The 18,723-nt window shown below is 67.1% G+C and carries 17 protein-coding genes; 8 read left to right on the plus strand and 9 right to left on the minus strand.

The features are described 5' to 3' along the window. The first annotated feature begins 54 nt into the window (after positions 1 to 54). From IAE58_RS13005 to IAE58_RS13030, 6 genes are all read left to right on the plus strand, one after another. Complete coding sequence (locus tag IAE58_RS13005) at positions 55 to 924, plus strand: CheR family methyltransferase (RefSeq protein ID WP_108749530.1); 870 nt, start codon at positions 55 to 57, stop codon at positions 922 to 924. Further along, positions 921 to 1,517, plus strand: a complete 597-nt coding sequence (gene cheD / locus IAE58_RS13010) for a chemoreceptor glutamine deamidase CheD (protein ID WP_079221788.1) — start codon at positions 921 to 923, stop codon at positions 1,515 to 1,517. The genes IAE58_RS13005 and cheD overlap by 4 nt, the downstream gene beginning before the upstream one ends. Then, a complete protein-coding gene (locus IAE58_RS13015) occupies positions 1,514 to 2,587 on the plus strand; it encodes a chemotaxis response regulator protein-glutamate methylesterase (protein WP_199933522.1) in 1,074 nt (357 codons plus the stop codon). Before cheD ends, IAE58_RS13015 begins: the two co-directional genes overlap by 4 nt. Before the next feature lie 93 nt (positions 2,588 to 2,680). Next, positions 2,681 to 4,273: a hypothetical protein gene (locus IAE58_RS13020; RefSeq protein ID WP_199933523.1), complete on the plus strand. Its 1,593-nt coding sequence runs from the start codon at positions 2,681 to 2,683 to the stop codon at positions 4,271 to 4,273. Between the two features lie 129 nt (positions 4,274 to 4,402). Then, the gene (locus tag IAE58_RS13025) at positions 4,403 to 5,977 is read left to right on the plus strand and encodes a hypothetical protein (RefSeq protein WP_199933524.1); all 1,575 of its coding nucleotides are present in this window, start codon (positions 4,403 to 4,405) and stop codon (positions 5,975 to 5,977) included. Positions 5,978 to 6,017: 40 nt separating this feature from the next. Next, the gene (locus IAE58_RS13030; RefSeq protein WP_199933525.1) at positions 6,018 to 6,890 is read left to right on the plus strand and encodes a hypothetical protein; all 873 of its coding nucleotides are present in this window, start codon (positions 6,018 to 6,020) and stop codon (positions 6,888 to 6,890) included. An 88-nt stretch (positions 6,891 to 6,978) separates the two neighbouring features. Here IAE58_RS13030 and IAE58_RS13035 read toward each other — a convergent pair whose 3' ends face one another. The 6 genes from IAE58_RS13035 to IAE58_RS13060 all read right to left on the minus strand — a co-directional run bounded on the left by IAE58_RS13035 (position 6,979) and on the right by IAE58_RS13060 (position 13,363). Then, a complete protein-coding gene (locus IAE58_RS13035) occupies positions 6,979 to 7,869 on the minus strand; it encodes an amidohydrolase family protein (protein WP_199933526.1) in 891 nt (296 codons plus the stop codon). Next, entirely contained in the window at positions 7,869 to 8,891 is a 1,023-nt protein-coding gene (locus tag IAE58_RS13040; RefSeq protein WP_108756104.1) for an amidohydrolase family protein, read from the minus strand. The genes IAE58_RS13035 and IAE58_RS13040 overlap by 1 nt, the downstream gene beginning before the upstream one ends. A gap of 23 nt (positions 8,892 to 8,914) precedes the next feature. Then, on the minus strand, positions 8,915 to 10,198 hold the full coding sequence (locus tag IAE58_RS13045; protein WP_199933527.1) for a carbohydrate porin: 1,284 nt from the start codon (positions 10,196 to 10,198) through the stop codon (positions 8,915 to 8,917). Between the two features lie 88 nt (positions 10,199 to 10,286). Then, positions 10,287 to 11,600 (minus strand): C4-dicarboxylate transporter DctA, encoded by a 1,314-nt coding sequence (gene dctA, locus IAE58_RS13050; RefSeq protein ID WP_199933528.1) that lies wholly within the window; start codon positions 11,598 to 11,600, stop codon positions 10,287 to 10,289. A gap of 43 nt (positions 11,601 to 11,643) precedes the next feature. After that, positions 11,644 to 12,699 carry a 4-oxalomesaconate tautomerase gene (locus IAE58_RS13055; RefSeq protein ID WP_199933529.1) on the minus strand — a complete coding sequence of 352 codons (1,056 nt, stop codon included), beginning with the start codon at positions 12,697 to 12,699 and terminating at the stop codon, positions 11,644 to 11,646. Then, positions 12,692 to 13,363, minus strand: a complete 672-nt coding sequence (locus IAE58_RS13060; protein ID WP_199933530.1) for a 4-carboxy-4-hydroxy-2-oxoadipate aldolase/oxaloacetate decarboxylase — start codon at positions 13,361 to 13,363, stop codon at positions 12,692 to 12,694. The genes IAE58_RS13055 and IAE58_RS13060 overlap by 8 nt, the downstream gene beginning before the upstream one ends. Before the next feature lie 100 nt (positions 13,364 to 13,463). On the opposite strand from IAE58_RS13060, the gene IAE58_RS13065 reads away from it, so the two are divergent. Further along, positions 13,464 to 14,711, plus strand: coding sequence for a LysR substrate-binding domain-containing protein (locus IAE58_RS13065; RefSeq protein WP_199933531.1), 1,248 nt, complete (start codon positions 13,464 to 13,466; stop codon positions 14,709 to 14,711). Positions 14,712 to 14,828: 117 nt separating this feature from the next. Next, positions 14,829 to 15,200, plus strand: coding sequence for a hypothetical protein (locus IAE58_RS13070; protein WP_199933532.1), 372 nt, complete (start codon positions 14,829 to 14,831; stop codon positions 15,198 to 15,200). Positions 15,201 to 15,273: 73 nt separating this feature from the next. On the opposite strand, the gene acnB is transcribed toward IAE58_RS13070, so the two are convergent. The 3 genes from acnB to IAE58_RS13085 are packed head-to-tail and all read right to left on the minus strand — an operon-like array spanning position 15,274 to position 18,538. Next, entirely contained in the window at positions 15,274 to 17,865 is a 2,592-nt protein-coding gene (gene acnB, locus IAE58_RS13075) for a bifunctional aconitate hydratase 2/2-methylisocitrate dehydratase (protein ID WP_108749519.1), read from the minus strand. A gap of 43 nt (positions 17,866 to 17,908) precedes the next feature. Then, on the minus strand, positions 17,909 to 18,307 hold the full coding sequence (locus IAE58_RS13080) for a type II toxin-antitoxin system VapC family toxin (RefSeq protein WP_008267153.1): 399 nt from the start codon (positions 18,305 to 18,307) through the stop codon (positions 17,909 to 17,911). 6 nt (positions 18,308 to 18,313) lie between these two features. After that, positions 18,314 to 18,538, minus strand: a complete 225-nt coding sequence (locus tag IAE58_RS13085) for an AbrB/MazE/SpoVT family DNA-binding domain-containing protein (protein WP_108749517.1) — start codon at positions 18,536 to 18,538, stop codon at positions 18,314 to 18,316. Between the last annotated feature and the right edge of the window lie 185 nt (positions 18,539 to 18,723).

The following is an 18,723-nucleotide window of genomic DNA, read 5'->3' on the forward strand; positions in this document are numbered from 1 at the left end:
GTGTTGTTTTTAATTGGCTGGGCGCCGGGGGGGGGGCCCCCCCCCCCCCACCCGATGGACACCTCCCCCGTGCAGAGCCCAACTCCCATCGTGACCGGCCCCCGCGAATTCGAGTTCGCCGACCGTGATTTCCGCCGCGTCTGCGACCTGATCTACCAGCGCGTAGGCATCGCCCTGGCACCCGCCAAGCGGGACATGGTCTACGGGCGCCTGTCGCGGCGCCTGCGCGCACTGGGCATGCGCAGCTTCCAGCAGTACCTGGACCATCTGGAACAGGGCGAAGGCGAGGAATGGCAGGCGTTCACCAACGCGCTCACCACCAACCTCACTTCGTTCTTCCGCGAGCCGCACCACTTCGACAAACTGCGCGAAGAGCTGCAGAAGCGCACCGGCCGCGGTCCGCTGCTGCTGTGGTCGTGCGCGGCATCCACCGGTGAAGAGCCCTACTCCATGGCCATCACCGCGTGCGAGGCCTTCGGTACGCTGAAGCCGCCGGTGCGCATCATCGCCACCGACGTGGACACCCAGGTGCTGGCCACCGCCGGCCGCGGCGTCTACAACATCGACCGCGTGGCCAGCCTGGACCCGGACCTGCGCCGTCGCTACTTCCAGCGCGGCAGCGGCCCCAACGAAGGCCAGTGCCGGGTGCTGCCGGCCCTGCGCGAGCTGATCGAATACCGCCCGCTGAACCTGCTGGCACCGCGCTACGACGTGGGCGGTCCGTTCGACGCATTGTTCTGCCGCAACGTGATGATCTACTTCGACAAGCCGACCCAGCGCGCCATCCTGGGCCGGCTGGTGAACCATCTGGCCGACGATGGCCTGCTCTACACCGGGCATTCGGAAAACTATCTGCACGCGGCCGACCTGATCCAGCCGTGTGGCCGCACGCTGTACCGACGCGCACAGGGAGCCGGCGCATGAATGCATCACTGCGCACCGACGATGTGATGCGCTATCAGGACGCACGCTTCAAGACCGTGGCGGCCAAGCTGCTGCCCACCCAGTACCTGGTGGTGGACGACACCACCGCGCTGACCACCACGCTGGGCTCCTGCGTTGCCGCCTGCCTGCGCGATCCGGTGCTGAAGATCGGCGGCATGAACCACTTCCTGCTGCCCGAAGGCAACGCCGGCGATGGCGCCCCCGCGCGCTATGGCAGCTACGCCATGGAACTGCTGATCAACGACATGCTCAAGCGCGGCGCCCACCGCAAGCGCATCGAAGCGAAGGTGTTCGGCGGCGCCAATGTGCTAAAGGGCTTCACCAGCAACCCGGTCGGCACCCGCAACGCCGAGTTCGTGCGCCAGTACCTGCAGGCCGAACACATTCCGATCATTGCCGAAGACCTGTGCGGCATCCATCCGCGCAAGATCTGGTTCTTCGCCGATACCGGCCGCGTGGTGGTGCAGCGCCTGCCGCACGCGCACGAGGCCGAAGTGGCCGCCACCGAATCGGCCGTGCGTGCCCGCCTGTCCAAGGCCCCGGTCACCGGCGGCGTGGAGTTGTTCGAATGAACGCGCCCGGCAACCCCCCCTGCCGGGTACTGATCGTCGACGACTCTGCCGTGGTCCGGCAGATGCTCACCGAAATCCTGTCCAGCGATCCGGGCATCGATGTGGTCGGCACCGCCGCCGACCCGCTGCTGGCGCGCGAGAAGATCAAGCGCCTGGCCCCGGACGTGATCACCCTGGACGTGGAAATGCCACGCATGGACGGCCTGGCGTTCCTGGAAAACCTGATGCGCCTGCATCCGTTGCCGGTGGTGATGATTTCCTCGCTGACCGAGCGCGGCGCCGACACCACGCTGCAGGCGCTTGCACTGGGCGCGGTGGATTTCGTTTCCAAGCCCAAGCTGGACGTGGCCCGCGGGCTGCAGGGCTACGCCGAGGAGATCATCGGCAAGGTCAAGATGGCCGCGCGTTCGCGCGTGCGACCGCTGGTGCGTGCGGCGGCGCCGAAGGTGCTGCTGGACGCGGCACCGTCGCTGCGCCCGGCCGCACCGCAGTTCCGTACCACCGACCGGCTGATTGCCATCGGCTCCTCAGCCGGCGGCACCGAAGCGCTGCGCGTGGTGCTGGAAGGCATGCCCGCCGACGCCCCGGCGGTGGTGATGACCCAGCACCTGCCGGCCAGCTTCAGCACCGCCTTCGCCGAACGCCTGGACCGCCATTCGGCCATGGCCGTGCGCGAAGCCAGCGATGGCGAAGCCGTGCTGCCGGGCCACGCCTACCTGCCGCCCGGCGGCAAGCACCTGCGCATCATCCGCGACGGTGCCCGCTGGCGCTGCCGCATCGACGACGGCCCGGCAGTGAACCGGCACAAGCCGGCCGTTGACGTGCTGTTCCGCTCGGTCGCGCAGAGTGCCGGTGGCAATGCCATCGGTGCCATCCTCACCGGCATGGGTGACGATGGCGCGCGCGGCCTGCTGGAAATGCGCCAGGCCGGCGCGCCCACGCTGGTGCAGGACGAGGCCACCAGTGTGGTCTGGGGCATGCCCGGCGCGGCGTTCAAGCTGGGCGCCGCCGAAGAGCAGGTGCCGCTGGAGCGCATCGCCGAGCGCCTGCTGGCGCTGGCCCGCGGCTGACCGCGCAGGCGCCTTCCGCCTCACAGTTCAACGTCATCCATAGGCGGCCCGCTCAGGGCCGCCCGTGCTGTTCCACTTTCAAGGAGTTTCACCATGGCATTACGCCTGATTCCACTGCGCGGCGCGCTTGCCGCCGCGTGCCTGCTGCCGACACTCGCCAGCGGCACCGGTCGAACCGACGCCCCGCCAGCGGCACCCACACCTTCCCCTGCAGGCTGGACAGAGCACGTAGCGATCAGCGCCGGCGCCGGTCAGCACATCCACGATCACAACCCGGATGTCGTACTGCGCATCGTCACTCCCGAGGATGGCGAGCGCATCACCGGCGCGGCCAAGACCGGGCAGTTTGTACGCCAGGTCTTCGGCGCCAGCTCCACTACCCGTCTGGATCCCAAGCATCTGCGCGGCACCGACGTCCAGGCAGTACCCAGCCCAGCCATGGAACTCATGCCCAGCTTGTTCAATGACTGGCTGCAGCAGTACTTCACCCTGTTCCCCGGTGCGATTCCCCACGGCCGCACGCTGTTGAAGGTAGAGGCAAATGAGTGGGCACTGGTCTACCAGAAGCCCAAGGCAGGGCAACAGCTCTATCAGCTCAGCCACTTCACCCGCCTGCGCCTGCAGCAACCGGACGGCAGCACGGTGGACGCCGCGTACTGCAACGACCCCGGGCGCGAGGCCACGCTCGAACAATGGCAGGCCAACGACTACGCGCGACTGCGCGCCGGTGCCCGCGAACTGGCCGCCGCCTGCGTGCAGCGCTTTGTCAGCAAGCTGCCACAGTTCTTCCCACAACCGCTACCCACAGCAGGCAGCGGTGACGGCACGGCACGCGTGCGGGTTTTCAACTCGGCAACAGAACGGGTCACCATGCTCGGCGATGCATACTGCCTGGCCGACGGCAGCCGACGCTTCGATGACCCGCGCTGGCCCGCCTCCAGCAACGCCAATGCGCTGGACAGCGAGGCGGGCAACCTCAGCCTCGGCATCGCCGAAACCGAAACCCTGCGCAGCCTGAAGTCGCCGAAGTATCGCGAATATGCCGTGCCAGCCGGGCAGCCGTTGATCTTCGACGCGGACGTCCGCCACCGCGGCGCGTTCTGCACCGGCACGCTGGCTGTACAGATCGTGCCGGTCACCGGTGTGGATTACGAAGTGAAGATGGATATCGTCGGCCAGGTCTGCAGGTTGAACGTCCATAGCGTCGATGCCGAAGGTGTCCGGCTCGCAGTGCCAGCCAGGCGCGCGCCGGAGACGTGCACGCGCCCGGACGTGGACTACACCACGCTCACCACGAAGACGCCGCGCGAACCACTGGACGCCATGGGCGTCTTTCTGTTCACCGACAGCGCGTTGCAGGTACAACCCGCAGACAGGGACAGCCCACCGCTGCAGCTGGCCGACGGTCCTGCCGATGCTGCGCGACTGCAGACGCTGTTGCAGCAGATGGTGGCCACGCCGGGAACCCGCGCCTGCGTGATCGTGCCTGCGCAGGATCACGCCAGCCCATTGAACACGCTGCTGCGCGACTACGTGCTGGAGCATGGCGCAGCACTGCCTGGCCTGTGGGAGGCCGCCGAGACGGTCAATCAGGCGCGCCACGCAGCCCCGGCAGCACCGCTGGATCTGCAGGCCGCCGTGCAGCACTGCCAGACCCTGCCCCGCCTGGACTTCCGCGTGCAATAGCCCATCGCCTGCGACGGTAGCGCTGGCCCAGGACTGACCGGACCGCAGCAACCGCTCGACAACACCTCGTTCAAATGCCGGCACCGGAAGGGCCGGCATGGCTGTTTCTGTTTCTCAAGGAGCTTGACCATGGCCCTGCGCCGTTTCCCCTCCCGAACCACGCTGCTGGCAGTGGCCCTGCTTGCACCGCTGCTGGCCACCGCGGCCACCCAGCCGGTATCGCCGCAGGCGCCCTCGCCCGCCACCGACACTGCCGATGCGTGGAGCGAACGCGTGCAGATCCTCAGCGGTCCGGACACCGCCGCCAAGCCGCTGCACGCACCGGACGTGGCGCTGCGCATCGTCACCCCCGACGACAGCGAGGCACTGACGCCGAAGGGACTGTCCCTGCTGTTCAGTGGCAACGAGCCCGACTACAGCCGGCGCAACCAGCTGCCCGGCAGCATCGTCGAGAGCCAGGCCAGCCCGGCCATCACGCTGATGCCGAACGTGGCCAAGGCGCTGGTGGGCGGCTATTTCCGCTATGCGCCCGACGCACTACCGACCCAGACCAGCACCCTGCGCTTCAATGCCGAGACCTGGGCGCTGGTGCACCAGGGCAACACCCGCAAGGATCCGCTGTACCGGCTCAATCACACCAGCACCATCCAGCAGCGCCGCGCCGATGGCAGCCTGGCCGAGATCATCCGCTGCAGCGACAGCGACGAGCGCGCGACGTTGGGCACCTGGCAGGCCAACGACTACGCCCGGCTGAAGAGCGCCGCGCAGATGATCACCATGAAGTGCATCGAGAAGCTGATCAAGCGCATTCCGGCCATGTACCCGCGCCCACTGGCGGCTGAAGATCTCAGCGCCTACGCCGGTGGCGTCGTGCCGCCGGCACGGGTGCGCGTGTACGCCGATTTCGGCCGGACCACCACCCTGCTTACCGATGCGTCGTGCCGCGACGATTACCGCGACCGCATCGACGTCAAGTACAACAATGCCGGTGACAAGGGCCTGCTCGGCATTCCCAGCACCGAAGCCCTGCGCAGCAAGCAGAGCCAACGGTTCTCCACGCTCAGTTACCAGGAATACCAAGTTCCCGGTGGCAAGCCGCTGATCTTCGAGGCAGCGTTTGATCCCAAGAGCGGCCTGTACTGCACGGGCACGCTGTCCGGCCAGTTCGTGCCCAAACCCGGCCAGGACTATGAAGTGGAGTTTGAAGTGGCCGACAAGATGTGCCGGCTGCATGTCCGCCAGGTTCACGCCGATGGCAGCGTGACGCCGCAGCAGGCGCGACCGACCCCCACCATCTGCGAGCGCACGCGTGCGCCGGTGCGCATCGAACCGCGACAGGAGATGCAGGTCCTGCTGTTCAGCCCCGGCCAGCTGCAGATCCAGGATGCAGCGCTCGACAGCGCTCCCCAGCAGCTCAACGACACGGCCAGCAGCGGCGACGCCCTGCAACAGCTGCTGCAACAGGCCAGCAGCACGCCCGGCACCCGCCTGTGCGTGGTGGCGCCGTCATCGGGCTACAGCAGCGTGCTGCACGATGCCGTGCGCGAACGGGTGCTGGACGCGCCGCAGGCGCTGCCCAGCCTGTGGGAAGAAACCACGTCGGTGAACCAGCGTCGTGGTGCCGCCGCCGATGCGCCGGTTGATATCACTGCCGCCGTCGAACGCTGCAAGGCCTTCCCGATCAAGGAGTTCGCTGGGCAGTAAGCCGCAGCGCGCCCGTTCCGCTTTTCCAAGGAGTATCACCATGGCAGTACGCCCCGCTTGTCTCACCGCCGCGATCACCGGCATCCTGCTGCTGGCCGCGTCGGCCCATGCCAGCGACCCAGCTCCCGCACCCGCGGCCGAACCGGCAACCGAGGCCATGCCGGAACCGGCCGCCGAGGCCGTTGCTGCGCCGGTTGCGGCCGCCGTGCTGGACTACAGCAGCCTGCAGCGAATCAAGATCACCTCCGGGCTGGGCACCGGGCCCGACGGCAATCGCTACGGAGATCCGACCCTGCGCCTGGTGATGCGCGGTGACACCGCCGGGGCAACCGCCGCCAAGGTCGGTCTGTTTGCGCTGGGCACGTTGGCCGGCATCGGCGGCCAGACCAGCACCTTCAGCAAGAACAACGTGCGCGGCGACAGCATCGGTGCAGTGCCCAGCCCCGCGTTTGGGCCGTTGCCGGCCATGATCCGCGAACAGCTGGCGATCTACTTCGCCGCCCATCCCGGTGCCATTCCCAGCGACGAGCGCACCGTCGAAGCCAGCGCCGGCCAGTGGTCGCTGGTGTACCAGAAGCTCGGTGATGCGGACACGCCCTACGAGCTGCGTCACGACGCCACCATCGGCTTCCCGGTGGTGCGCAGGATGTTCCGCAGCGCAAGCGGCGGCCAGGGCGTGCACTGTCAGGACGAGGCACAGGTGGCCCCGCTGCAGGAATGGCAGGCCGACGACTATGCCAAGGCGAAGGCCGCCTCACGCGACTTCGCCGAGGCCTGCATCGCCCGCTTCGTGGCCGAACTGCCGCGCCTGTTCCCCGACCATGGCGTGTTGCCGGAGACCGCCGCCGAACCGGAGCCGCCGGCAGACGCACCGGTGGTAGCCGAAGACGCGACCGACGTCACCCAGGCCTGACGCCAGCCCAGGGTCGGACCCCTTGCCACAGGCAAGGGCTCTGACCCCGGGTGCATCGTGCGCGCCGCCATCCACGCATGGCGTGGATCTACTCTCCCCAGTACAGCCGCATCGGGTTGTCCACCAGCAGCCTGCGCTGCAACTCGGGCGTGGGGGCGATGTGCGGAATCACGTCCACCAGATGGCCGTCGTCGGGCATGTGGTCCTTCATGTTCGGGTGCGGCCAGTCGGTCCCCCACAGCACCCGGTCCGGGAACTGCCGCACCAGGTGCCGGGCGAACGGCACCACATCGGCGTAGCCGGGCGGCCCCAGCCGTGACAGCCGCTCGGGGCAGCTGACCTTGCTCCACACGTTGCCGTGCTCGGCCATCAGTCGCACGAAGCGCTGGAACTCCGGCCCATCCACCGGCTGGCTAACGTCCGGGCGGCCCATGTGGTCCACCACCACGGTGGTCGGCAACGTGGTGAAGAAACTCCAGCGCTCGGCCAGATCGGGCGCCTCAAAGTACACCACCACATGCCAGCCCAGCGGCGCGATGCGATCGATGATCGCGTGGTAATAGGCATCCGGCTTCGGATCGACCAGCCGGCGCACGAAATTGAAGCGCACACCCCGCACACCGGCGGCATGCAACAGCTGCAGTTCCTCATCGCTCACGCTGTCGCGCACCGTGGCCACGCCTCGGGCCAGGCCGTCGCTGGCCTGCAGCGCGTCCACCAGGGCACGGTTGTCGGCGCCATGGCAGGTGGCCTGCACGATCACGTTGCGGCTGAAGCCCAGGAAATCGCGCAGCGCGAACAGCTGCGCCTTGCCGGCGTCGCAAGGGGTGTACTTGCGTTCGGGCGCATACGGAAACACATCGCCCGGCCCGAACACATGGCAGTGTGCATCCACCGCACCGGGCGGCGGCACGAATTGTGGGCGGCTCGGGTGGGCACAGTAATCCAGCCAGTCGGCATCTTTCTGGAATGCGGCCATCACAGCCCCCTGGCCTTCAGCTGGGCGTCCAGCCGCGGGTAGACACGGCGCGCATTGCCTTCGAACACCTTGTAACGGTCCTGCGCCGAGATTGCCAGCGCATCGACGTAGCGGCGGGTGTCATCGAAGAAGTGGCCGGTCTGCGGGTCGATGCCACGCACCGCGCCGACCATTTCCGAGCCGAACAGGATGTTGTCGATGTCGATCACCTCGAACAGCAGGTCGATGCCCGGCTGGTGGTACACGCAGGTATCGAAGTACACGTTCTTCATCACATGCTCGGCCAGCGGCGGCTTGCCCAGCATGTCCGCCAGGCCACGGAAACGCCCCCAATGGTACGGCACCGCACCGCCGCCATGCGGGATGATGAAGCGCAGCGTGGGGAAGTCACGGAACAGGTCACCCTGCAGGAACTGCATGAAGGCCGTGGTATCGGCGTTCAGGTAGTGCGCGCCGGTGGCATGGAAGTTGGCGTTGCAGCTGCCCGACACATGCACCATGGCCGGCACGTCCAGCTCCACCATCTTCTCGAAGAACGGGTACCAGGAACGGTCGGTCAGCGGCAGGCCATCCCAATGGCCGCCGGACGGGTCGGGGTTCAGATTGCAGCCGACGAAACCGAGCTCGTTCACGCAGCGCTCCAGCTCGGCCACCGCGTGGGCGATCGGCACGCCCGGCGACTGCGGCAGCTGGCAGACGCCGATGAACTGCTCGGGATACAGCTGCACCACCCGCGCGATCAGGTCGTTGCAGTGCCGCGTCCACTCGGCACTTACCTGCTCATCGCCGATGTGATGCGCCATGGTGCTGGCACGCGGCGAGAAGATGGTCATGTCCGCGCCACGCTCGCGCAGCAGGCGCAGCTGGTTGGCCTCCACACTGTCGCGCAGTTCATCGTCGCTGATGGTCGGATAGACCGCCGCCGGCAGCGAGCGATCGTTGTAGTGGGCCACCTGCGCCTTGCGGAACGCATCGTGGCCGGCCGGGGCCGTGGTGTAGTGGCCGTGGCAGTCGATGATCATGGGGGATCTCCTGGGGCGATGGATCACCAGCCGAACAGCTGGGCGAAATGCACATCCACGCGCAGTCCGACGATCAGCGCATCGGGGATGTTGGTCGTGCGCGTGGGTGCATAGATCGGGTCGGGGTTGATGACGTACTGCAGGTTGGGCATCAGGCGGATGCCCTTCTTCACCGCCCACCCGTAGCTGAGTTCGGTGATGATTTCATCGGCATGCGGCGCGCCCGTGCCGCCATGGCGGCTGCGGCGATCACGCAGGAAGCCGATCTGTTCGTCGCTGAAGTGGGTGTTGGACACGAACAGGGCCAGGGTGTCCTGGTCGCGGCTGGCAAACGTGCCGGTCTTGACGAAGCCGGCCGACACGAAATGATCGACCGGCGCCTCGTTGCCGGTGTTGAGGTAAACACGCCCAAACACCGCCAGGTTGCGTCTACCCTCGCCGCGCCACACGGTCTGGTCGCCCATTGCATACCAGCCCATGCGTGCGCCGTCCTGCGCCGCGGTCGGCTTGCCGGTCAGCGCCGCCGAGTTGCCGTTGGCATCGAAGTACGGGCTCTTGCCACCGTCACTGTTGCGATACATGCCCAGCCGGTACGTGCGCGGCAGCCGGTCGTTGGCGAAGCTGGTCTGGTAACCCACTTCGTAGGCACTGATCGTGCCGGTGCCCTCGCCCACCGAAAAATCCAGGCCGTTCTTGCCGGCCTCGTTCAGCGTGTTGTTGTAATCGAACACGCCGGCCTGGGCGTACCAGCGATCATCCACGTCGTAGCGCACGATGCCCGCCCACGAGGAATTCGGGTAGGCGGTGATGCCCAGGTCGGTGATCGCACCGTACGGTGTCAGGCACATCGCATTGCTCATGAACACGCAGTTGAGCGGCGAATTGTTGAAGTAGCTGTTCACCGGCGCGCGGCCAGCAGTGATGCTCAGCCCGTTGTCGAAGCGGTGACGAAGGGTCAACCGGGTCAGGCGGCCGCCGGCCACCGGCCGCCAGGTCTGCTGTGCGCTGATCGAACTGCCGATCTTCTCGCGCGCCAGGTTGCGCCCGGCAAACCAGGCCCACTGCGCGTCGATGTCGGTGCCGTGTACGCCGAACAGTTTGTCCAGGTCGAACTTCGACTGGGCCATCACCCAGTACGAGCCTTCGGTGCCCTGTTCGACACCGCCCACCGGGTTGTGGGCCACGTTGCCGACCAGGTCCAGGGTCAGGTCGATGCCCTCGGGCACGCTGCGTTCAGCGGCGAAGGCTGGCGCGGCCAATGCACTGGCCAGCAGCAGGTACAGCGGGGTTCGCAGGAACTGCGACATGTTCTCTCCCTTCCCGGCGCCGCCGGCGCCAGGCTGTTGCATTCGATGGAGGCCACGGGCGGTGGCCGTCAGGGCTCAGGCCATGGCCTCAGGCAGGCTGTGCACCCAGCAGACGCTGGCGCGTGCGGCGGGTGCCGATCTGCGCCGCCATGGTCTTTTCATCCAGCTTGCCTTCCCACTTGGCGATCACCAGCACCGCAATCGCGTTGCCGATCAGGTTCACGAAGGTCAGCCCTTCAGCCAGGATGCGGTGGATGCCCAGGATCAAGGCAATGCTGGCCACCGGAATGGTGCCGGTGGTGCCCAGGGTGGCGGCCAGCACCACGAATGCCGCGCCGGCCACGCCTGCCGCGCCCTTGGACGTCAGCAGCAGCACGGCGATCAGCCCCAGCTGGTGCCACACGGTCAGTTCGGTGTTGGTGGCCTGGGCCAGGAAGATCGCCACCGTGGTCAGGTACAGGCAGGTGCCATCCAGGTTGAACGAGTAACCGGCGGGAATCACGAAACCAACCACCCCCTCCTCGCAGCCCAGCTTCTTCATCTTCTCGATCAGGCGCGGCAGCACGGTCTCGGTGCTGGTGGTGGCCGCCACGATGATGATTTCATCGCGCAGGTAGCCCAGCAGGCGCCACAGGCTGGCCCCGGTCCACCAGCACACCGTGCCCAGCACGAGTACGGTGAACAGCCCGCAGACCACGAAGAACTCAATGATCAACTCGCCCAGCGACAGCAGCGAGGCAGCACCGAACTGGCCGACGGTGAAGGCGATGGCGCCGAATGCACCGATGGGCGCCACATACATAATGTAGCCGATGATCTTGAACAGCGCACCAGAGGCGCTCTCGATCACGTCCATCACCGGCTTGCCGCGCTCGCCGACGGCGGCCAGGGCCACGCCGAACAGCACGGCCACGAACAGCACCTGCAGCACGTGCGCCTCGGTGAAGGCACTGACCAGCGTGTTGGGGATGATGGCCATGATGTAGGCCACGATCGACTGGTCGTGGGCGGTGTGCACGTAGCCCTGGATGCTGGCCATGTCGATGGTTGCCGCGTCGATGTTCATGCCGGCGCCGGGCTTCCACAGATCCACCGCCACCAGACCGACGATCAACGCGAGGATGGTGATCACCTCGAAATAGATCAGCGACTTCAGCGCCAACCGGCCCACGCTGCGCATGTCGCGCATGCCGGCGATGCCGTGCACCACAGTCACGAAGATGATGGGCCCGATCATCATCCGGATCAGCTTGATGAAGCCATCACCCAGCGGCTTCATCGCCGAACCCAGGTCCGGCTGCAGCCAGCCCAGAAGGACGCCGATCACGGTGCCGGCCAGCACCTGGAACCATAACTGGCCAAAGATTCCAAAGCGGCCCGGCCGCTTCCCTACCACGGTCATAACAACCCTCCCAGGTCGCAGAGAATAGAAAGGCGCTGCCTGTTCAGTCGAACAGTTCGCCGTCGAACAGCTTCCGTGCGGTGCGCAGCATGGCCGCGCGGGCCACCTGGCCGTCCTCGTCCAGTTCAATCACGCAGGTGGTGGCCCCGCTGGGGTGCTCCACCCCCAGGGTCTGTAGCTGCCCGCCCGGCAACCGGGCCAGTGCATGGGCCGGCGAGCCCGGCAGCAGGCAGGCCGTGGCCACCGTCACCGCGCCCAGCACGCCGATGGAGGCGTGGCATCGGTGCGGAATGAACGAGCGCACGCAGATCGCGCCACCGTCTGCCGGGGCGGCCACCAGCATCATCTTGGGCACCGACTTTTCCGCCACGTTGCCCAGGTTCATCTTCGGCCCCGCCTGCAGGCGGATCGCCTCCAGGCGTGCCTTCAGCGCGTCGTCGGCATCCAGAGTGGCGCGGTCCTCATGCCCGCTGATGCCCAGATCCGATGCCTGCAGCACCACGCAGGGCATGCCGTTGTCGATCAGCGTGGCCTGCACGCCGTCGATCACGTCCACCACGTTGCCGGTCGGCAGCAGCGCGCCGCAGCTGGAGCCGGCGGTGTCCTCGAAGGCCAGTGGCACTGGCGCGGCGGTACCCGGTACGCCATCGATGCGCGCGTCACCGGCATAGCTCACCACGCTGCCTGGTGTCTGCACGTCGGCCGTGGCCAGGGTGCCGGTGTTGGCCATGAAGATGCGCACCTCGGTCACCCCATCGCGCGCCGCCACCAGCCCACGTTCAATCGCGAACGGACCCACGCCGGCCAGCATGTTGCCGCAGTTCTGCGCGTCGCTCACCAGCGCCTGGTCGACGAAGACCTGCAGGAACAGGTACTCGACGTCGGCATCCTCGCGCTGCGAGGGTGAAACCACGGCGACCTTGGAGGTCAGCGGGTCGCCGCCGCCCATACCGTCGATCTGGCGCACGTCCGGCGAGCCATAGGCGCGCAGCAGGAAGGCATCACGCGCGGCGGCATCGGTCGGCAGGTCCTGGGCCAGGAAGAACCCGCCCTTGGACGTGCCACCGCGCATCCACATCGCGCGCACGCCCTTACTCATAGCGCAGGCCCTTGGCGGCCAGGCGCTCACGCATGGCGTAGATGTCCAGGCCGAGTTCGCCACGGGCCAGGCGCTCGCGCTTGTCGGCCTCGCGAGCTTCGCGTGCCTGCGCTTCGGCGGCCACCTTGGCCGCATCGGCGCGCGGCACGATGCAGACGCCGTCATCGTCGGCGATAACCACGTCACCCGCGTTCACCAGCGCGCCACCGCAGACCAGCGGCACGTTCACCGAACCCAGGGTTTCCTTCACCGTGCCCTGCGCGTGCACCGCGCGGCTCCACACCGGGAAGCCCATCGCGGTCAGTTCGCGCACATCGCGCACGCCCGCATCGATGACCAGGCCGCGACAGCCATGTGCCTGCGCCGAGGTCGCCAGCAGGTCGCCGAAGTAGCCATCGGTGCAGTCGCTGGTCGGTGCCACCACCAGGATGTCGCCCTCGCCGAGCTGCTCGATGGCCACATGCATCATCCAGTTGTCGCCCGGCGGCACCGAAACGGTGACCGCACTGCCAGCGATACGCGCGCCGCTGTAGATCGGCCGCAGCCGCGGGTGCAGCAGGCCGCTGCGGCCCTGCGCCTCGTGCACGGTGGCCACGCCGGCCTCGGCCAGTGCCTGGATCAGCGCCGGTTCGGCGCGCTCGATGCGGGTGATGACGCGGGACATCCATCCATCCTTCGTTGGCGATGGCGCAGTCTGTTCCGCGGCCCACAGCCCCTCAAGATCGTTTTTCGTCCATGCCATTCAATCTGGTTATAGTTGTGCCATGAACGCGCTGCCCGAGCTGAACCTGAAGCACCTGCACGCGCTGCTGGCGGTGCACACCCACGGCGGCATCAGCGCGGCGGCGCCGCACATCAATCTGTCCCAGCCGGCGCTCACCCAGGCCATCGCGCGGCTGGAGCGGCAACTGGATGCAGCGCTGTTCGACCGGCAGCCCGCTGGCATGGTCGCCACCGAGGCCACGGTGCTGCTGGTGCCACGCATCGAGCGTGCCCTGGCCTACCTGGCCCGCGGCGTGCGCGCCGCCCGTCGCGCCGCGCGGCTTCCGGCACTGGCCGCGGTCGAGCGCCGGCTGACACTCAGCCAGCTGCGCGCGCTCACTGTGGTGGACAGCGCCGGCAGCTTCACCCTGGCTGCAGCGCGCGCCGGTGTCTCGCAACCGGCCATGCATCGCGCCGTGCGCGATCTGGAAGCGGTGATCGAAGTGCCTCTGCTGCAGCGGCGCGGCAAGGCATTGCTGGCCACGCCGGCCGCCACCCGCCTGCTGCGCTGGGTGCGGCTGGCACTGTCCGAACTGGCCACCGGCGTGGACGAGCTGGCCGCCCTGCGCGACCAGCATGGCGGGCGTCTGGCCATCGGGGTGATGCCGTTGGCCCGCGCGCTGCTGCTGCCACAGGCACTGGCACGCTTCGCCCGGGCCTGGCCGGGCGCCACCGTGACCGTGGTGGAGGGCCCCTTCTCGGAATTGTTGTCCGACCTGCGCCAAGGCAGCCTGGACCTGCTGGTGGGCGCCATGCGCGATCTAAGCGCGGTGCCCGACGTGGTGCAGGAAGGCCTGTTCGACGACGATCCGGTGATCGTTGGCCGCGCCGGTCATCCGCTGTCCGCACAGCAGCCGTGGCGCTTTGCGCAGCTGCTCGACTACCCCTGGGTGATCCCAACCACCGGCGCACCGGTGCGCGCACGCTGGGAACGGATGTTCCGCGACAACGGCCACGAACCGCCGGTGCTGCGCATCGAATGCGGCTCGCTGGTGATCACCCGCGGCCTGCTGCTGGAAGACGACTGGCTGACCCTGATGTCACGCGACCAGTTCCTGATCGAACGCCAAGCCGGCCTGCTGGCCGACCTGGGCCTGGCCGGGCAGGCCCTGCGCCGTCGTATCGGCCTGAGCACACGTGCCGACTGGCACCCGACGCGGCCGCAGCAGGCCTTCCTGCAGACCTTCCGCGAGGTGTGCGCCGAACGCAGCAGCGATGGCCCTGATGCGTGGCCATTCCGCTACCGCTGAAGCCGCGTGGGGCGCCATTGCCCACGCTCGGCTGCCCCATCGAGCCAACAAGTCGCCAAGCATCGGCTAGGCTCTACAGTGTGCTTTGATGTCAGCACTGCACAAGGAATGCCGCGCATGATCAGAAGGAACTGGAAGGCCGCGCTGGCGGCCGCACTATTGTCACTGCCCCTGGTACCGGCCAACGCCAGCGGCGATCTGTTCTACTTCGAGGCCGGTCAGGGGCACGTGGTCTTCACGCTGATTCTGATCGGCCGTGAGGATCCCGGCGCGGTCGAGGTCAGCTGGAAAGGCCTGTCGATTCCGCAGCCTCCCAACGTGCAGCGCCACTATTACATCGAATTCGACCGCGCCCGCCGCCTGGCCTATGTGCGTCCGCTCCGCCGCGACGGACTGCCATGGTTTGAAATGGACGTATCTGGAAAGCACGGCAACGTGCTGATCGGCGGCCGTCGGCTGCAAGGCAACGCAGACTGGACCAGGCAGTAGCGGGCTCCGCGTACAAAAAACCCCCAGCTCGCACCGGGGGTTCTTCGTTTACCGCATCAACCGATCAACAGGATCAGGCAGCGACCGTCTTGGCCACGTCCTGGTATTCCTCGATCTGGTCGAAGTTCATGTAGCGGTAGATTTCCGCACCGCTCTTGGCGATCACGCCAATATCGGCCATGTACTCTTCCTTGGTCGGGATGCGGCCCAGACGCGAGCAGATCGCGGCCAGTTCGGCCGAACCCAGGTACACGTTGGTGTTGCGGCCCAGACGGTTCGGGAAGTTGCGGGTCGAGGTCGACATCGCGGTGGAACCTTCGCGGATCTGCGCCTGGTTGCCCATGCACAGCGAGCAGCCCGGCATTTCCATGCGTGCGCCGGTGGCGCCGAAGGTGCCGTACACGCCTTCCTTGGTCAGCTCCGAAGCATCCATCTTGGTCGGCGGGGCCACCCACAGGCGGGTCGGCAGGTCACGCTTGCCGTCCAGCAGCTTGGCCGCGGCGCGGAAGTGACCGATGTTGGTCATGCACGAACCGATGAACACTTCGTCGATCTTGGCGCCGGCCACTTCGGACAGGGTCTTCACGTCGTCCGGGTCGTTCGGGCAGGCCACGATCGGCTCGTGGATGTCGGCCAGGTCGATCTCGATGACGGCAGCGTATTCGGCGTCGGCATCCGGCTCCAGCAGCTCCGGGTTGGCCAGCCACGCTTCCATCTTCTCGATACGGCGCTGCAGCGAACGCGGATCCTGGTAACCCTCGGCAATCATCCACTTCAGCAGGGTGATGTTGCTGGTCAGGTACTCGATGATCGGTTCCTTGTTCAGGCGCACCGAGCAACCGGCAGCCGAACGCTCGGCCGACGCATCGGACAGTTCGAAGGCCTGTTCGACCTTCAGTTCCGGCAGACCTTCGATTTCCAGGATGCGACCGGAGAAGATGTTCTTCTTGCCGGCCTTGGCCACGGTCAGCAGGCCCGACTTGATGGCGTACAGCGGAATGGCATTGACCAGATCACGCAGGGTCACGCCCGGCTGCATCTGGCCCTTGAAGCGCACCAGCACCGATTCGGGCATATCCAGCGGCATCACGCCGGTGGCGGCGGCGAAGGCGACCAGGCCCGAGCCGGCCGGGAACGAAATGCCCACCGGGAAACGGGTGTGCGAGTCACCACCGGTACCGACGGTGTCCGGCAGCAGCATGCGGTTCAGCCAGCTGTGGATCACGCCATCGCCCGGGCGCAGCGAGATGCCGCCACGGGTGGAGATGAACTCCGGCAGGGTGTGGTGGGTCTTCACGTCCACCGGCTTCGGGTAAGCGGCGGTGTGGCAGAACGACTGCATCACCAGATCTGCCGAGAAGCCCAGGCAGGCCAGGTCCTTCAGCTCGTCACGGGTCATCGGGCCGGTGGTGTCCTGCGAGCCGACCGAGGTCATCTTCGGTTCGCAGTAGGTGCCCGGGCGCATGCCCTGGCCTTCCGGCAGGCCACAGGCGCGGCCGACCATCTTCTGTGCCAGCGAGAAGCCCTTGCCGGTGTCGGCCGGCTGCACCGGCAGGCGGAACAGATCGGTCGGGGCCAGGCCCAGCGCTTCACGCGCCTTGCCGGTCAGGCCGCGGCCGATGATCAGCGGAATGCGGCCACCGGCGCGCACTTCGTCGAACAGCACTTCGGACTTGACCTGGAATTCGGCAATCACTTCGCCGTTCTTCAGCGCCTTGCCTTCGTACGGACGCAGCTCGACCACATCGCCGTGCTCCATCTTCGACACGTCCAGCTCGATCGGCAGTGCGCCGGCATCTTCCATCGTGTTGTAGAAGATCGGGGCGATCTTCGAACCCAGGCAGACGCCACCGGCGCGCTTGTTCGGGATGAACGGAATGTCATCGCCGGTCCACCACAGCACGCTGTTGGTGGCCGACTTGCGCGAGGAGCCGGTACCGACCACGTCGCCCACGTAGGCAACCAGGTGGCCCTTGTCCTTCAGGTCCAGGATCTGCTGGATCGGACCGCGCTTGCCGTCTTCTTCCGGGGTGAACGGCGCGTCGTCGCGCTTGTTCTTCAGCATCGCCAGGGCGTGCATCGGAATGTCCGGGCGGGTGGTTGCATCCGGCGCCGGCGACAGGTCGTCAGTGTTGGTTTCGCCCGGCACCTTGAACACGGTGACGGTCAGGCTCTGCGGCACTTCCGGGTTGTTGGTGAACCACTCGGCATCGGCCCAGCTCTGCAGCACGGACTGCGCGTTGGCGTTGCCGGCCTTGGCCTTCTCCTGCACATCGTGGAAGGCATCGAAGACCAGCAGGGTCTTCTTCAGGCCGTCAGCGGCGATGGTGCCAACGCTGGCGTCGTCCAGCAGCTGCACCAGCGGGGCCACGTTGTAACCACCCAGCATGGTGCCCAGCAGTTCGGTGGCGCGCTCGCGGCTGATCAGCGGGTTCTGCTCGCTGCCCAGCGCAATGGCGGCCAGGTACGAGGCCTTGACCTTGGCAGCGTCATCCACGCCGGCCGGCACGCGATGGGTCAGCAGGTCGAGCAGGAACTCGGCCTCGCCCTGCGGCGGGTTCTTCAGCAGTTCGATGACATCGGCCGTCTGCTGCGCGCTCAGCGGCAGCGGCGGGATGCCAAGCGCAGCGCGCTCGGCGACGTGGTGGCGGTAGGCTTCCAACATGACAACTCCCGGGTAATGCGTAGGTTGAAAAAACAAAGTGGGCTCAGGCTTGCGGCACGATCAGCTTCAGGCCCTTGAAGTAGTCGCGGTAAAACGTGTCGTTCCAGGTGATCAGGCCGTCGCATTGCAGCAATGCGTGGGCGCCGACCATGAATTCGTCCAGGCTGCGGCGGCTGCCGCTGCGCTGGCGGTGGCGGCGGTGCATCTCGCCGGCGCGCAGGGCCGATTTGGCTTCCATCGGGTTGAAGTGCACGCCCATTTCTTCCAGCGCTTCCAGCACTTCGGCGCCGCCGCGCAGCGAAGCGCAGACTTCGGCCAGGGTGGCGCCGCAGACCACCACGCGGCCACCCACCAGGCTCTGCCGCAGGATCGCTTCCACCGCATCGGCCTGCGGGCCGTTGCTCAGCAGTTCCACCAGCACCGGTGAATCGACGGCAATCATCACGCCTTATTCCTCGTCGCGCACCGCGCGTACCGCCGATTCGGCCGACTCGAAGCCGTCCAGCGCGAACTTGCCGCGGGCGCGCGAGATCGCATCGTCCACGCTCTTGCGCAGGATGATACGGCTGCCGTCCAGCTCCACCTTCAACTGGGTGCCCTTGGTCAGGCCCAGGGCATCACGCACCGCCTTGGGCAGGGTGATCTGTCCGCGCTCTGCAACAGTGGCTTCCATCGGTAGGCCCTCTTCGGTATGCACAAATTATACATACTTTGCCGGGCATACTTCCACCCCGAACCCGGCCGGGCCCGCCCCGGCCCTTACAGCCGCAAAGGATCCGCCACATTCATGACATACGCCATACACCTGCCGCTGTAGTCTGGACCCGATGCCGCAGGCCGGCCCGCGCCCAGGTGAAT

It is taken from the genome of Stenotrophomonas sp. S49, assembly GCF_016624905.1.
Lineage (GTDB): Bacteria > Pseudomonadota > Gammaproteobacteria > Xanthomonadales > Xanthomonadaceae > Stenotrophomonas.